A 14,166-nucleotide genomic window follows, 5' to 3' on the forward strand; every position below is an offset into this window, starting at 1 on the left:
AGTGTGTCCGGGGAAAGGGGAACTGCGGTCGTCAGCTGATTTGCGCAACAGCGCCGCGACGGACTGCAGTCGCTTGATGCCGTGGCATTTCAAGCTGGCTCTGTTCTCAGCGACGGCGCTCCTCCCCCGGAAGCCCTTTTGCGTCTTCGGCGCTGGCGGCAGGCATTCTTCGGCCCCCGCAGTCCTTGCCAACGCCGCGCGCCCGACCCGGTCAACGTGTGAAGCCCCCCATCCGCGCCCATAACACCATCGCCGGAAACACGGCCTGCAGTCCCGGCCCCCCGGTCGGCGCAGCGCGTCTCGCAAAGGATCCAGTCCGCACAGCGGTCATCGGTGTGGACTGCAGCGAAAGTCCGGTCTCCTGAAGGTTTTTCGACGCTGGCCGCTGCGTGACGGTGGGATGCCCGCGGTGACAAACCTCGGAGGGAGGAAGCCGCGAGGGTCCTGGATCGGGCTATGGGAACGTGCGCGGACGGACGGGGCGACGGCAGCAGCCGGGGTGCGGCTGATGGCGAGCCAGGCGCCCGACATGGTCGTAGACCCGGCAGGTCAGTCTCGACAAGGCGGCGCGTTTCGGAGTTGCTGCCGCCCCGTGCCGCCCTGTGCCGCGCTGGAAACGAACGGGCGCACGTTGTCCGGTTCGGGTCTGCGGATTGCGACCGGTGGCGTTCCGAAATGGATGACAGGCGATATGTCATGCGGCTTGGTCCCCCGGTGGTGCGCGTGACATCGGTTTTTGTCCGCGCCGGAATATCTCGATGATGTGCATGGGGCCGCCGCCGCAAGGGCATGGCTCGCGCAGGGGGGCGGCGCGATCTCGGTGCGAGTTTCCGGCACGGCGGGGTCTTCAGGCCGCTGCACGCCGAGCAAGGCGCGGATCCTGGAGTTGTTGGCCTTGCGGGCGGCGCTGGCGAGCAGCCCGTGGTGCCGGATACGGTGGAAGCCGTCCGGCAGGACGTGGATCAGGAACCTGCGGATGAACTCCGGCGTGGCCAGCCGCATGAGCTTCTGCCGGTCGCCGGATTTGATGCGGTAATCCGTCCAGCAGAAGGCCAGGGTGTCGGCATCCGCGCTGACCATGTGCGCGTTGGAGATGGCGACGCGGTGCGTGTCGCTGAGATACGCCAGCACGGCCTCGGGGCCGCCGAAGGGTGGTTTGGCACAGACCCCCCATTCGGATTTTCGGAACGGGGCGAGCCACGCGGTGAAGGTGTTCGCGTTGGCAACTCGGCCAATGCGCAGAAGAAAGCCAACTGACCGGCGCGGTGCAGTTCCCTCAGCCGTTCCAGAAACAGGCGTCGAAACAGCCGCGACGGCACCCGCACATGGAGGAAGCACCCGGGGTGGCAGGCGATCCACCTCGTGCCGTCGGGCGACAGGCCGCCGCCGGGGACGATCATGTGGACGTGGGGATGGTGGGTGAGCGCTGAACCCCAGGTATGGAGCACGCTGCTCAATCGTCAGCCCGGAAAGGCCGGCCACATGGAAAAGCACTGAAATGAAGGACTGCGCCAGCCAAAGGCGCCCTTGCCGCGGAGCGGCTTGGTCCCTCCGCCGATCCTGTGGGAAAACACCGTGCTGCTGGTGCGGAAATCGGGACCTGATCGAGGCGCGAACTTGCTTGATATCAGGCGGTTGACAGTTTCCGCGGCGCGGGAAAGAGCTTCGCCAGCTTCCGGAGGTCTTGGGCGGTGGCGGCGAGCAGGAATTCGTCATTTGCACCGCATGGACCGCGCAATCGGTGGCTTCGGAGGCCGAGGATACGCTTGAGATGCGCGAAGAGCCTCTCGATCTTCTTTCTGAGCTTCATCGAGATCCCGTATTGGCGGGGCCCGAGGAGGTCTCAAGGCCCCGACGATCGTGGTGCACGCCGCCAACGACCAGCGGCTTCCGGTCGAGCAGGGGCGGCTGATCGCGGCCGAGATCCCCGGGACGACCTTCGTGCCGCTGCCCCGCCGGAACCACGTCCCGGTCGATTACGAACCGGCCTGACAGCCCTGCATGGCGCGCATCCGCTCCTTCCTGGACGAGCGGGGGATCTGACGGCCGCCGCGCCTAGCGCGGCCGCCGCCGCCGTCGGCCCTCACCCTCGCCCCGGCTGCCGCCGGTGTTGAAATCCACCCTTGGCAGCGGCGCGATACGGGCCAGTTCGGGGAACGGGTCCGAGGCATGGGGCAGGGCGTTCGCGGCCACGAAATGGTCCTGGAACCGGGGCTCGATGGCGGTTTCGACCTTCTCGATGCGGCGCACGTTCTCTTCGATCAGACGCCGTGCGGCGACCGAACACAGCGCAATCCGCGCGCCGGTCCCGGCCGCGTTTCCGGCCGAGCGGACCCGGTCGAGCGGCACATCGGGGATCATGCCCAGCACCATGGCATGCAGCGGGCTGATATGGGCGCCAAAGGCCCCAGCCAGCACCACCCGGTCGACCCGGTCGACGCCGCGGCGGTCCATCAACAGGCGCGCGCCCGCGTAAAGCGCGGATTTCGCAAGCTGGATCGCCCGGATATCGCCCTGGGTCACGGCGATGTCGCGCCCGCCAGAGGCGGCGCCGTCCAGCAGCAGATAGGACTGGGTCCGGCCCTCGGGGCGACAGCGGTCCGATCCGGTCTGCGCCGCCGAGCCGATCAGGCCCGAGCCATCGACAAGGCCAGCCATGCGCATCTCGGCCACCGCCTCGATGATGCCAGAGCCGCAGATGCCGGTTACCCCGGCCGGGCCGACCGCCGCGGCAAAGCCCGGATCGTCCGACCAGAGCTCGCAGCCGATCACGCGAAACCGCGGCTCCTTGGTTTCGGGGTCGATCCGCACCCTCTCGATCGCGCCGGGGGCGGCGCGCTGGCCCGCGCTGATCTGCGCGCCCTCGAAGGCGGGACCGGTGGGCGAGGAACAGGCCAGCACCCGGGTCCGGTCGCCCAGCAGGATCTCGGCATTGGTGCCGACATCGACGATCAGCGTCAGGTCGTCCGAGGTCTCGGGCGCCTCGCTCAGCGCGACGGCGGCGGCGTCGGCGCCGACATGGCCCGCGATCAGCGGCAGCAGATAGGCCCGCGCCTCGGGATTGATCGACCCGAGGCCAAGCGCGGCCGCCGGAAGCGTCGCGGCCTCGGAGGTGGCCAGCGCGAAGGGCGCCTGGCCCAGTTCGACCGGGTCGATGCCCAGCAGCAGGTGATGCATGACCGGATTGCCGACCAGCGCCGCCTCGACGATGCGGCGCGGGTCGACCCCGGCCTCGGCGGCGATGCCGGCGGCGAGGCCGTCCAGCGTGGCGCGGACGGCCGCCGTCATCTCGGCCGCGCCGCCGGGGTTCATCATGGCGTAAGAGACCCGGCTCATCAGATCTTCGCCAAAGCGGATCTGCGGGTTCATCGCGCCGGACGAGGCGATCACGTCGCCGGTCGCCAGATCGGTCAGATGCAGCGCGATGGTGGTCGAGCCGAGGTCGATCGCCAGACCGCAGAGGGGGGCCTCGAAGAAGCACGGCCAGATGTCGAGGATCTCGGGGCCCGAGACGCCCCGGTGCAGGGCGACGGTGACCGTCCATCCGCCCTTGCGAAGCGCCGGCTGCAGCCGGGACAGGACCGAGAGCGGGCAGGTGGCGGGCGGCAGGTCCCACTGGTCGGCAAGGGCCGCGTTGAGCCTTTGCAGATCGCCCGAGGGGGCGTGCAGGTCGGGCTCGGCCACCTCGACCAGGCAGAGCCGCGTCGCCGGATCGGTCGCGACCGCGCGGACCTCGGCGGCCTTGCGGACGACCTGGCGATGGAGCTGGCTTTCGGGCGGCACGTCGATCACCACATCGGCGAGGATCCGGGCCTGACAGCCCAGCCGCCGCCCGGGCGCGAGGCCGCGCTTTTCGTCATAGCGGCGCTCGACGTCGTTGACCGGCGAGAGGGCATCCTCGGCGACGGTCAGGCCATGTTTGGGGAATGCGCCGCGGCCGGGCGAGATCTGGCATTTCGAGCAGATGCCGCGGCCGCCGCAGACGCTGTCGAGATCGACGCCCAGCTGACGGGCGGCCTCGAGGACCGTCGTCCCGGCGGGCACCTGGCCGCGTTTGCCCGAGGGGGTGAAGACGACGCGCGGCATCTCGCGGGTCATCGGGGCAGGGGCCGCGATTTTTCTGCGAAAAATCGGGCGCGGGACGGGCAAGCGCGTCGGTCAGCAGATGACGCGCAGGCCATGGGGGTTGCAGATGACGATAAGCTGGCCGCCGCATTCGACCATGTGAAAGCCGCGCCGCCGGACCTCGGCCACGAAACGGTCCATCCCGATCTCGCGTTCGACCCAGCGCCGCCAGCGGCGCACGACGCCGCCCTTGGCCACCGCCTGAGCCGAGAAGACCGAGGCGATCCAGCTGTCGGGAACAGAGCGGCGGGCAGCGACGTCCATGCGCCCAAGTCTGCGGTCTTCATGGTTAAAAACCTCTTACCTATTCTGTCCCCGCCCCGGGTCTCAGCCGCGCCGCCGCCGGCGTCCGCCGCCCGCGGGGGCCGCCGCCTGCGAGGCGTCGGCAAAGCTTGCCCCTTCGGCAACCGCGTCCAGCACGCGCGAGAAGCGGATCCATTCCGCCCCGTTGGCATCGTGATTCATCAGCAGGTTGGCGGCACGCACCGCCTCCATCTCGACAGGCCGGACCGGGTTCATGATCGCCGAGGTCATCCCGGCGCCGATCGCCATCGGCAGGAAGGCCGCGTTGATGCCGTGGCGATGGGGCAGCCCGAAGGAGATGTTTGAGGCCCCGCAGGTGGTGTTGACCCCCAGCTCGTCGCGCAGGCGCCGCACCAGCGCAAAGACCTGCTGGCCGGCGCTGGCCATCGCACCGACCGGCATCACCAGCGGATCGACCACGATGTCATGGGCCGGAATGCCGAAATCTGCCGCGCGCTGGACGATCTTCCGGGCCACCTCGAAGCGCACGTCCGGGTCCTCGGAAATGCCGGTGTCGTCGTTCGAGATCGCCACCACCGGCACATTGTATTTCTTGACCAGCGGCAGGACGCGTTCCATCCGTTCCTCCTCGCCGGTGATCGAGTTCAGAAGCGGCCGCCCCTGGGCCGCGGCAAGACCGGCCTCCAGCGCCGCAGGCACCGAGGAATCGATGCACAGCGGCGCGTCGACCAGCCCCTGGACCAGCTCGATCATCCGGCGCATCAGCGGCGGTTCGGTCTCGTTCGGGTTGGGGTTCGAGTTGTAGACCACCCCGGCATTGACATCGAGCACCATGGCCCCGCAGGCCACCTGTTCGAGCGCGTCCTTCTCGACGGTCGAGAAATCGCCCGCCTCCAGTTCGGCCGCTAGCTTCTTGCGGCCGGTCGGGTTGATGCGTTCGCCGATCACGCAGAACGGTTCGTCGAAACCGATCACGACGGTCTTGGACTTGGACTCGAGCACGGTACGGGTCATGGAACTCCTCAGGCGTCCTGGGCGGGGGCAAGGCCATGCTCGGCCAGCCACCGGGTGTTGGTCGCGATCCCGCCAAGCGGGAAGAAATGCACGTTCTGGATCGGGAAATCGGGGTCCTGCGCGGCAGCCGCCGCCAGATCCGACAGGAAGGCATCGGGCGTGAAGGGCAGCACCAGCTTGCTGACATCGCGCGCGCGCCGCTGCAGCACCGCCAGCGACGGGCCGACGCCGCAGGCGATGGCGTATTTCACGAGGGTCTGCAGCTTGGCCGGTCCCGCCACGCCGATATGGATCGGCAGATCGACGCCCTGCGCCCGCACCCGCTCGGCCCAGGCGATCACCGGTCCGGCGTCGAAGGCGAACTGGGTGACGATGGCCATCTGCGCATCGGTGCGCGCGGCAAAGGCCTGCTTCCAGCCGAGCGCCGCCATCATGTTGCGGTCCGACCCGTCCGGGTCGATGTCGCGGCTGCCTTCGGGATGGCCCGCGACATGCAGATCGGTGAAGCCCGCCTTGTCGAACAGCCCGGTTTCCAGAAGCTGCATCGACGAATGCAGCGCGCCGCGCGGCTCGGAAATCCCGCCCGCCAGGATCAGCCCCTGGGTGACCCCGGCCTCGCCCGCATAGCGCGCGATCCAGTCGGACAGCGTCGCGGTGTCGGGGATCGAGCGCGCCGCGAAATGCGGCATCGCCACAAATCCCTCGTCGGTCAGGCGCCGGGCGGTCGCGACCATGTCCTCGATCGGGGTGCCGTCCAGATGGGCGATATAGACCCGGGTGCCCGCGGGCAGAAGCGCGCGGAAATCGGCGATCCTGGCGGCCGTCTTCGGCATGACCTCGATCGAATAGCCGCGGACGAACTCGGCCAGCGGTCCGGCGCGCGTGCCCGCGGCCCCTTGCGCGACCCTGTCGCCTTTTCTGAAGTTCAGCAGTGCCATTACCCTCTCCCGCAGCCTGTTCATGCCCGTTGCCAGCCGGCAGCGGCAATCAGATCCTTCAGGCGGCCCGCATCGTAGTCGGCCTCGATCCGCGCCGCCTCGGCATCGGCCAGGGCGTCGGGGTCGCCGTCACACGCGACGGGTTCGGACCGGCGCCATTCGGCCAGGTAGGCGTCGCTGTCCTTGGCGCCCACCCGCATCGCACAGCGGTCGATCGCCTGCTCGAACCGCTCGGGCAACACCCGCTTCGCGGCCCGGCGGCCCCGGCCCACGATCACCTGCGCCGGTATGTCGCGCCAGTAGACGATGACGAGCTCGGGCATCCGATTCCCTTTCTTGCCTGAGTCGGTTCTAATCCGGCCCCGGGCCGCGCCGGAGGCGGATTTCGACAGGATGGACGCGCGTTGCGACCTCGGCCCGGATCGCGCGTCGGTCCGGGCCCATTTGTGGTCCCCCTCGCGCGCGGTTTCGGCCGGTCCGTGTGGCAGAGGCGGGGCCGTCCCGGGCCGATGACCCTAAGGAGCGGGCGGCGGAGGCCCGAAACGGACATCCACTGCCGCAGGCGCCTCTGGGCGCGGCACTGGTCCCGGTTGATGTGGAAACAATCGGCGCACGATGCTGGAATTGTCCTAAGGTCAACCGGAAAATATGGTTAATATCTCGGAATTGCTTGAAATTCTCAAAAGAATACGCCTTTTTCTGGTCCAAAGGAGATCGGGGCTGCGCCATAATTTCGGTGTCGCGGGCCGAGGCCGGAAAAACCGGCCGCTCCCGGGTCTTGGCAAAGGGTCGGCGCAGTGGCAGCCGGCGGAAAAGGACAGAACAATGAAAGCGGATCGGGCAGGGGCAATCGGAACGGTCGCGGGGCTGGTTCTGGCGCTGGCGGGCGGCATGGCCCCGGCATCGACCCTGGCGCCGGACGGCGGGCGCATGATGGTCGCGGGCGCGGTGCCCGGGCATCCGTTGCTGATTGTCGACCGCACGCCCGTCCGGCGGGGCGACGGCCCGGCCGACCGCCGTGCCGCGGCCGAGGTGGCCATTCCGCTTGGCGTCAGCGTTTGCCGCCATGCCGCGGCCGGGGTGACACCTGCCTGTGCGCTGATGATGCCCGCCGTGCTGGCCGCGAATGCGGGGGCGCGGGACTTCCCGCCGCGACCCACCCTCCTTGCCCGGGCCGATGCCGGGACCGACACCGCGTTCTGGCCCGATCCCCTGGGCTCGGGACGGCGGGGCGGCGGCTCGGACGGGTATGCCGCGCTGCCCTGGGCGGCCCCCAGCGCCGTCAGCGGCGGTACCGGCGGGCGGCATCGTTCTGAGCCTGCGGCCGACGGGTCCGGCCAAAGTGGCGGCGCCGGAGAAAACGGAACGGGCGGCGACGATATCGGGGGCGGCCCCGGCGTTCACCCCGACGATCCGCTGCCGGTCCCGCTGATGCCGAGTGCTGCCTTCCTGCTGGCCGCGATGGCCGGGTTCGGAGCGCTGTCGCGCCGCCGGTCCTGACCGTTCCCGTCTTCGCGCGGCCATCGTCGCGGAGGCGGGTGTCCCCCCCGGATCGGGACGGGAGGGGTGCATGGCGGCGCCCGGGAGCGATCTGCGCCATTGCGCGAACGCCCCCGGCCCGCTACCCTGCACCCAACTCGATTGGAGGGCGATCCTATGGCGCCCAAGCGTCCGAATGGTGCGGGCGCGTTTCCCAAGGCGGTAGAGACCCCCGCGCCAGTTCCGCCTGATCCTGCAGCGCTTTACGCCGCTCTGGATCTCGGAACGAACAGTTGTCGTATGCTGATTGCCCAGCCGAAGGGCAGTCAGTTCCATGTGGTGGACAGCTTTTCCAAGTCTGTCCAGCTGGGCACCGGCCTCGAGGGGTCGGGGCGTCTCAGCCGTGCCTCGATCGCGCGGACGGTCCAGGCGCTGAGGGTCTGCAAGGGCAAGCTGGAAAAGCACCAGGTCGAACGCATGCGGCTGGTGGCGACCGAGGCCTGCCGCCGCGCCGTCAATGCGCGCGAGTTCATCAAGCTGGTGCGGCGCGAGACCGGGCTGCGGCTGGAAATCATCCAGCCCGAGGAAGAGGCGCGGCTGGCGGTCGTGTCCTGCGCGCCGCTGGTCTCGACCAAGACCGAACAGTTGCTGGTGGTCGATATCGGCGGCGGCTCGACCGAGCTGGTCTGGATCGACCTGTCGATGGTGCCGCGCGCCGACCGGCCGCGGGCGATCATGCGGCTGCATGCGGGCTTTCACAGCGACACCGGGCCGTTTCCGGCCGCGCGCGTCGTCGACTGGATCTCGGTGCCGCTGGGGGTCGCGACGCTGAAGGAACAGTTCGACGATGTCGAGGACGATCACGCGCGGTTCGCGCTGATGAGCTGGTTCTTCGAGGAGAACCTGGCCAATTTCTCGCCCTATGCCGCCGAGCAGACCAAGGACGGCTTCCAGATCATCGGCACCTCGGGCACGGTGACGACCGTGGCGGCGAGCCATCTGGGCCTCAGGCGTTATGACCGGACCAAGGTCGACGGGCTGCGCATGACGTCGGGGCAGATCGACGAGGTGATCCGGCGGTATCTGGAGCTTGGCCCCGAGGGGCGGCGGGCCGATCCGAGGATCGGGCGCGACCGCCATGCGCTGATCATGTCGGGGGCGGCGATCCTGCAGGCCTTGATGCGGGTCTGGCCGACCGACCGGATGTCGGTTGCCGATCGCGGGCTGCGCGAGGGGCTGCTTTATGCGCAGATGAGCGCGGACGGGGTGCTGGAGGAAGGCCCCTTCTGATGCGCCCTTGCTGCCGCGGCCCGGCTGGGGCAGATGTCGCGTCTGGGTATTTTTGCCAAGAAGAAGAACGAAGGCCGGGATGACGGAGAAGAAGGGATCGAGCGGGCGCGGACAGCGCGACCTGAAGGTCAAGGTCAAGACCGCGCGCGGGCGGCGGCTGTCCTCGACGCGCTGGCTGGAACGGCAGCTGAACGACCCCTATGTCAAGCGCGCCAAGGCCGAGGGCTATCGCGGGCGCGCGGCGTTCAAGATTCTCGAGCTGGATGACAAGTACCGGTTTCTGGTGCCGGGGGCGCGGGTGGTCGATCTGGGCTGTGCGCCGGGCGGCTGGTGCCAGGTGGCGGTCAAGCGGGTCAATGCCTTGGGCGAGAAATCGGGCAAGGCCGTCGGCACCGTGCTGGGGGTCGATCTGCAGGAGGTCGAGCCCATTGCCGGGGCCGAGCTGCATCAGCTGGATTTTCTGGCCGACGATGCCGACGAGCTGGTCAAGGGCTGGCTCGGGGGCCGCGCCGATGTGGTGATGAGCGACATGGCCGCGGCCTCTTCGGGGCACAAGCAGACCGACCACTTGCGGATCATCGCGCTTTGCGAGGCGGCGGCGGCGCTCGCGTTCGATGTGCTGGACGAGGGCGGCACTTTCGTTGCCAAGGTTCTGGCCGGGGGCGCGGAGGGCGGGTTGCAGACCCTGCTGAAGCAGCGCTTCGACAAGGTCGCCAATGTCAAGCCGCCCGCAAGCCGGTCGGACAGTTCCGAGAAATTCGTGGTCGCGACCGGGTTCCGGGGCTGATCCCCGGAGCCCGGCGCACAAGCTACGGCAAGAGCACCGTCGCCCCGGTGGTGGCGCGGGATTCAAGCGCGCGATGGGCTTCGGCCGTCTCGGCCAGCGGCCAGGTTCTTCCGACCCGGGGCGTCAGCGTGCCCTCGGCGACCGCCGCGAACAGCTCGGCCGCGCGGCTACGAAGCTCGGCCGGATCGGCGATGAAATCGAACAGCACGGGCCGCGTCGCCGACAGGCTGCCCTTGGCCAGATCCGACAGGCGGAAGCCATCGGGCAGGCCCGAGGACTGGCCGAAGCTCACGAACATGCCGCGCGGTTTCAGGCAGGCGAGCGAGCCGCGCCAGGTGTCCTGGCCGACGCTGTCATAGACCGCATCGACGCCAAGCCCGTCGGTCGCGGCCATCACCGGCGCCACGAAATCGCCCGCGCGGTAGTCGATCACCTCGGCATAGCCATGGGCACGCGCAAGCGCCGTCTTTTCCGGCCCGCCCGCCGTGCCGATCGCCCTGACACCCCTCGCCGCCAGCCATTGCCCCAGCAGAAGACCGACGCCCCCGGCCGCCGCATGGACCAGCACGGTCTGGCCTTCGCGGACTGGAAAGCTCGAGGTCATCAGGTACTGCGCGGTCAGCCCCTTCAGCATGATCGAGGCCGCTATCTCGTCCGGGATCGCATCGGGCAGGGGCACCAGCCGGTCGGCGGGCAGCACCCGCGCCGTGCAGCAGGCGCCGGTCCGCGTCGTATAGGCCACGCGCTGGCCGACCGTGAGCCCCTCGACCCCGGAACCGACCGCCTCGATGCGGCCCGCGGCCTCGCTGCCGGGGATCAGGATCTCGCCGGGCCAGGGATAAAGGCCGGAACGGAAATAGGTGTCGATGAAATTCAGCCCGACCGCGCCGTGCCGGACCAGCACCTCGCCGGGGCCGGGGGCGGGCGGGGTCCAGTCGACCCAGTCGAGCGCCTCGGGGCCGCCCGGGGCGCGGGCGATGATGGCCTTGTCCATGGCTCAGACCTCGAATTCGGGATCGACCGGCACCTGCAGCGCGGTGACCAGGGCATTGGTCTGCGACGCCAGCCCGATGACCGCCAGAAAATCCTGATACTGGGCCTCGGTCATGCCCTTGGCCCGCGCCCCGGCGGTATGGGAATGGGCGCAATAGGAACAGCCATTGGCGACCGAGACCGCCATGTAGATCAGCTCCTTGGTCAGCGGGTCGAGCGCGCTTTCGGTCGCCATCACCGCCTTGACCTGCGCCCAGGTCGTTTCCAGCACTGCGGGCTGGCTGGCCAGCGCGCGCCAGACATTGTTCACGAAATCGGTCTTGCGGGTGGCGCGGATGTCGTCGAACACCGCCTTGACGCGCGGGTCGGCCTCGGCCTCCGCGTCGCTCCAGATCTTCACCGTGGCCATCGGGTCTCCTTGGGTTGGGGAAGGGGCCGCTCCGGTCCAGGGGGCCGAAGCGGTGGGAAAGAGGGCTTAGACCAGCGCGAAGATCCGCGCGGGCCCGCCGGTGCCGCCCTTGTGCTTGGGCGCGCCGATCACCAGCGTCGCGCCCGCCGCGGGCATCCGGTCAAGATTGGCCAGGCATTCGATGCCGAACCGCCCCGAGGGCAGCCAGGCGTAATGGGTCGCGAAATCGGGCGAGTTGCCCGGATCGAGCGACAGCGTGTCGGACCCGATCGAGGCCGCGCCAGTTTCCTCGATCAGCATCTTCGCGGCTTCGGGGTGGAAGCCCGGATAATGCTGGACGCCCTCGGCATCGGCATTGCGAAAGCCCGGGCCGCTGGCCTTCTCGCCCCAGCCCGAGAATAGCGCGACGCAGGCATTTTGCGGGATCTCGCCATGGGCGGCGATCCAGGCGCGGATATCGTCGGGGGTCAGGGTGGTGTCGGCATCCTCGGCGGCGCGGGCGGCGATGTCGATCACGCAAAGCGGCGCCACCAGGTTTTCGACCGCGATCTCGTTCACCGCCGCGCCGTTGGCCGAGAAATGCAGCGGCGCGTCGATATGGGTGCCGGTATGTTCGTTCACCCGGTATTCGGCGAGGTTGAAGCCGTGGTCCGCGAAATTGAACTTCTGGTCCCAGAAGAACTGCTGTTCGCCGAAGAAGGTGGGGAAGTCGGAGGACAGCTCATGGGTCATGTCGGTCACGGCCGTATGGCCCTGCGCCAGCGCCCTGGGCGCCGAGGCGGTCAGTCCGGCGGCCGCCGCCAGACCGGCCCCCGCCGCCCCGGCGAAGAAGCCGCGCCGCGACAGCATGCGGTCCTTGACCGCCGTCATCACGCAGATATCGCACATGTTGGAAATCTCCCTGTTCCCGGGGCCAGCCGTCCCGCCGACCCTCGTGCAGAGCTTAGTAAGCTGCTGGCAAATCTGTCAAACACGCTGCTCTGCCGGGGTGTCTCGACGGGTTCGTTCCGCTGGCGGGACGGCTCGCGGCGGAGGAGACGGCGCCTTTGTCCGGCGTGCGGCGGGGCCGAACGGCCCGGGCGCGATCCGCCACCTTCCGGCGCGACGGGACGGGTCGGGTGATGGGTGAGGCGTCGGGGCAGGCCAGGGCGCAGGCCTTGGGTCGGTCCTTGGGTCGGGCCACATTCTGGGCCGCGCGCCGGGCGGACCGGCCGGCGCGCGTTCAGCCCCGGGGGCACCGGCCCGGTCTTGTCCGACGACCCGCGGACGGCGCGTGGCGAGGCCCCGGACCCCCTCGGTAAATGCTCGGCTTGCGAGCAACGATCCTGCCGTCAGACAGGCCCGCCCGGTCTTGTCCGATCATCCGCAGAGGGCGCGGGGCGAGGCCATGGTGCCTCCGGTCGATGCGGGGCTTGCGAGCGACGATCCCGCCGTCAGACAGGAGGCGCGCGGTTTTCCGGCGGCCGCAGCGGTCCGGCCGCAGCGCGGATCTGGGCGCGGATCTGGGCGCGGGTCAGCAGCGGGCGCACCCGGCGGGCCGTCGCGGGCAGGGGCGTGGCGCCGAACAGACGGCGAAGCGGCCCGGCGCTCCGCCGCAGTTCGGGACCGATGAAAAGTGTCTCGCTCCAGACCCCGTCGACGCAGACAAGCTCATGCGTGCCGAGGAAGAGATGCAGGTACAAAAGCGGGTTGCTGCGCCGGGCGGGCTGCAGGCGGGCCAGACCCAGTTCCTCGGCCAGATGGCGGGCGCGCACCATCACCTCGTGCCCGTCCGGCGCCTGCATCAGCACCCCGTGCTGACGCGACAGCAGCATGGCCCGATCCGGTTGCCCCGGCCCCAGCGCGCCCGCCGCGATCCGCACCGGGCAGAGCGCGGCATTGGCCACCATCTCGCGCGGGGCGACGCGGCTGCGCAGCAGGCTTTTGACCGGACGCGGGCCGTTGTCGCGCGTCTCGACCAGATCGCCGGGCCTCAGCCGCTCGATCCGGCGCGGGCCGTCGGGCGTGGCGATGCGCGATCCGGCGGCAAAGCAGGGCAGGCTGAGATCGGGGGGCGGCGCATAGGTGTCCGACCCGACCAGCCGCGCCCGGATCTGGTCTTCGGTGACGGCATCGTTCCAGGAAAAGGACCAGTCCAGCACCATCTTGTCGTCGGGGTCCCCGCCCGCGAGGCTCAGCGTCCAGATCCGGCTGTCCTCGGTCGGGGTGATGACGATGGCGTCCGGGCTGAGGTCGCCGATATGGACGAAATCGATCTCGGGGTTGAAGTCGTGCACATAGTCGCTGCCCGCGCCCTTGCCGAAGGCCACGTATTTGGCCCCGCCCGAATAGCCGTCCAGCCAGATCTGGTCGTCGCCCGCGCCGCCATCGACATAGGCGGTGCCGTACTGGGTGCGAATGGTGTCGTTGCCGACGCCGCCGAAGATCGTGGCGTTGTCGTAGGTTGAATCGATGGAGTCGTCGCCGGCCCCGCCGAACAGCTGGTCGTCGCCGGACCCGCCCAGCAGCACGTCGTTGCCGTCGCCGCCGAAGATCGTGTCGTCCTGCGAGCCGCCGTCGATGGAGTCGTCGCCCGGTCCGGCATAGACCACGTCCTCGCCCGCGCCGCCAAGAATGCAGTCATTGCCCGCGCCGCCCGAGATCGTGTCATCGCCGGACCCGCCGTCGATGCTGTCGCCGCCGCCGCCGCCATCGATCGTGTTCTGGCCCTCGTGCCCCTCGATCTGATCGGGCTCGTCGCTGCCTGTCAGGCTGTTGTCGGTCCAGTCGCCTTCGAGTGTCGCCACGCGTCCGTCCTCTGCTGGCCCCCCGGCGTCCTCTATAGGGGCGGGCGTGTTAAGACGGGTTTGATTTGTTCGCGGAATGTT

The 14,166-nt window shown here is 69.4% G+C and carries 13 protein-coding genes and 2 pseudogenes; 4 read left to right on the forward strand and 11 right to left on the reverse strand.

The window, feature by feature from the left end; all coding sequences use genetic code 11:
* Window positions 1-694: 694 nt before the first annotated feature.
* Together BYZ73_RS18220 and BYZ73_RS18225 are read right to left on the reverse strand one after the other, a co-directional pair.
* Window positions 695-1,457 (reverse strand): annotated as a pseudogene (locus BYZ73_RS18220) (IS91 family transposase); the annotation flags it as partial.
* A 170-nt stretch (window positions 1,458-1,627) separates the two neighbouring features.
* Window positions 1,628-1,822, reverse strand: a pseudogene (locus BYZ73_RS18225) (transposase); the annotation flags it as partial.
* Between the two features lie 38 nt (window positions 1,823-1,860).
* Here BYZ73_RS18225 and BYZ73_RS24030 point away from each other — a divergent pair.
* Window positions 1,861-1,992, forward strand: coding sequence for a hypothetical protein (locus BYZ73_RS24030; protein WP_281269498.1), 132 nt, complete (start codon window positions 1,861-1,863; stop codon window positions 1,990-1,992).
* A gap of 63 nt (window positions 1,993-2,055) precedes the next feature.
* On the opposite strand, the gene BYZ73_RS18230 is transcribed toward BYZ73_RS24030, so the two are convergent.
* The 5 genes from BYZ73_RS18230 to BYZ73_RS18250 all read right to left on the reverse strand — a co-directional run bounded on the left by BYZ73_RS18230 (window position 2,056) and on the right by BYZ73_RS18250 (window position 6,664).
* Entirely contained in the window at window positions 2,056-4,098 is a 2,043-nt protein-coding gene (locus BYZ73_RS18230; protein WP_112317174.1) for an ASKHA domain-containing protein, read from the reverse strand.
* Between the two features lie 60 nt (window positions 4,099-4,158).
* Window positions 4,159-4,389 carry an N-(5'-phosphoribosyl)anthranilate isomerase gene (locus BYZ73_RS18235; RefSeq protein ID WP_108028762.1) on the reverse strand — a complete coding sequence of 77 codons (231 nt, stop codon included), beginning with the start codon at window positions 4,387-4,389 and terminating at the stop codon, window positions 4,159-4,161.
* A 63-nt stretch (window positions 4,390-4,452) separates the two neighbouring features.
* Window positions 4,453-5,403, reverse strand: coding sequence for a methyltetrahydrofolate cobalamin methyltransferase (locus BYZ73_RS18240; protein WP_112317175.1), 951 nt, complete (start codon window positions 5,401-5,403; stop codon window positions 4,453-4,455).
* Between the two features lie 8 nt (window positions 5,404-5,411).
* Window positions 5,412-6,341: a methylenetetrahydrofolate reductase gene (locus BYZ73_RS18245; RefSeq protein ID WP_245943223.1), complete on the reverse strand. Its 930-nt coding sequence runs from the start codon at window positions 6,339-6,341 to the stop codon at window positions 5,412-5,414.
* A 20-nt stretch (window positions 6,342-6,361) separates the two neighbouring features.
* Window positions 6,362-6,664 carry a virulence factor gene (locus BYZ73_RS18250; protein WP_112317177.1) on the reverse strand — a complete coding sequence of 101 codons (303 nt, stop codon included), beginning with the start codon at window positions 6,662-6,664 and terminating at the stop codon, window positions 6,362-6,364.
* Between the two features lie 502 nt (window positions 6,665-7,166).
* Here BYZ73_RS18250 and BYZ73_RS18255 point away from each other — a divergent pair.
* The 3 genes from BYZ73_RS18255 to BYZ73_RS18265 all read left to right on the forward strand — a co-directional run bounded on the left by BYZ73_RS18255 (window position 7,167) and on the right by BYZ73_RS18265 (window position 9,897).
* The gene (locus BYZ73_RS18255; protein ID WP_112317178.1) at window positions 7,167-7,841 is read left to right on the forward strand and encodes a hypothetical protein; all 675 of its coding nucleotides are present in this window, start codon (window positions 7,167-7,169) and stop codon (window positions 7,839-7,841) included.
* A gap of 156 nt (window positions 7,842-7,997) precedes the next feature.
* Window positions 7,998-9,110: a Ppx/GppA phosphatase family protein gene (locus tag BYZ73_RS18260; RefSeq protein ID WP_108028767.1), complete on the forward strand. Its 1,113-nt coding sequence runs from the start codon at window positions 7,998-8,000 to the stop codon at window positions 9,108-9,110.
* Window positions 9,111-9,189: 79 nt separating this feature from the next.
* Complete coding sequence (locus BYZ73_RS18265) at window positions 9,190-9,897, forward strand: RlmE family RNA methyltransferase (RefSeq protein ID WP_112317179.1); 708 nt, start codon at window positions 9,190-9,192, stop codon at window positions 9,895-9,897.
* Between the two features lie 22 nt (window positions 9,898-9,919).
* Here BYZ73_RS18265 and BYZ73_RS18270 read toward each other — a convergent pair whose 3' ends face one another.
* The 4 genes from BYZ73_RS18270 to BYZ73_RS18285 all read right to left on the reverse strand — a co-directional run bounded on the left by BYZ73_RS18270 (window position 9,920) and on the right by BYZ73_RS18285 (window position 14,085).
* Entirely contained in the window at window positions 9,920-10,891 is a 972-nt protein-coding gene (locus BYZ73_RS18270; protein WP_112317180.1) for a quinone oxidoreductase family protein, read from the reverse strand.
* A 3-nt stretch (window positions 10,892-10,894) separates the two neighbouring features.
* Window positions 10,895-11,299 carry a carboxymuconolactone decarboxylase family protein gene (locus BYZ73_RS18275; RefSeq protein WP_112317181.1) on the reverse strand — a complete coding sequence of 135 codons (405 nt, stop codon included), beginning with the start codon at window positions 11,297-11,299 and terminating at the stop codon, window positions 10,895-10,897.
* Between the two features lie 66 nt (window positions 11,300-11,365).
* Complete coding sequence (locus tag BYZ73_RS18280) at window positions 11,366-12,187, reverse strand: cyclase family protein (RefSeq protein WP_112317182.1); 822 nt, start codon at window positions 12,185-12,187, stop codon at window positions 11,366-11,368.
* Window positions 12,188-12,732: 545 nt separating this feature from the next.
* Complete coding sequence (locus BYZ73_RS18285) at window positions 12,733-14,085, reverse strand: Hint domain-containing protein (RefSeq protein WP_181498101.1); 1,353 nt, start codon at window positions 14,083-14,085, stop codon at window positions 12,733-12,735.
* Window positions 14,086-14,166 lie beyond the last annotated feature (81 nt).

This window comes from Rhodovulum viride (assembly GCF_003265965.1).
GTDB classification, from domain to species: domain Bacteria; phylum Pseudomonadota; class Alphaproteobacteria; order Rhodobacterales; family Rhodobacteraceae; genus Rhodovulum; species Rhodovulum kholense.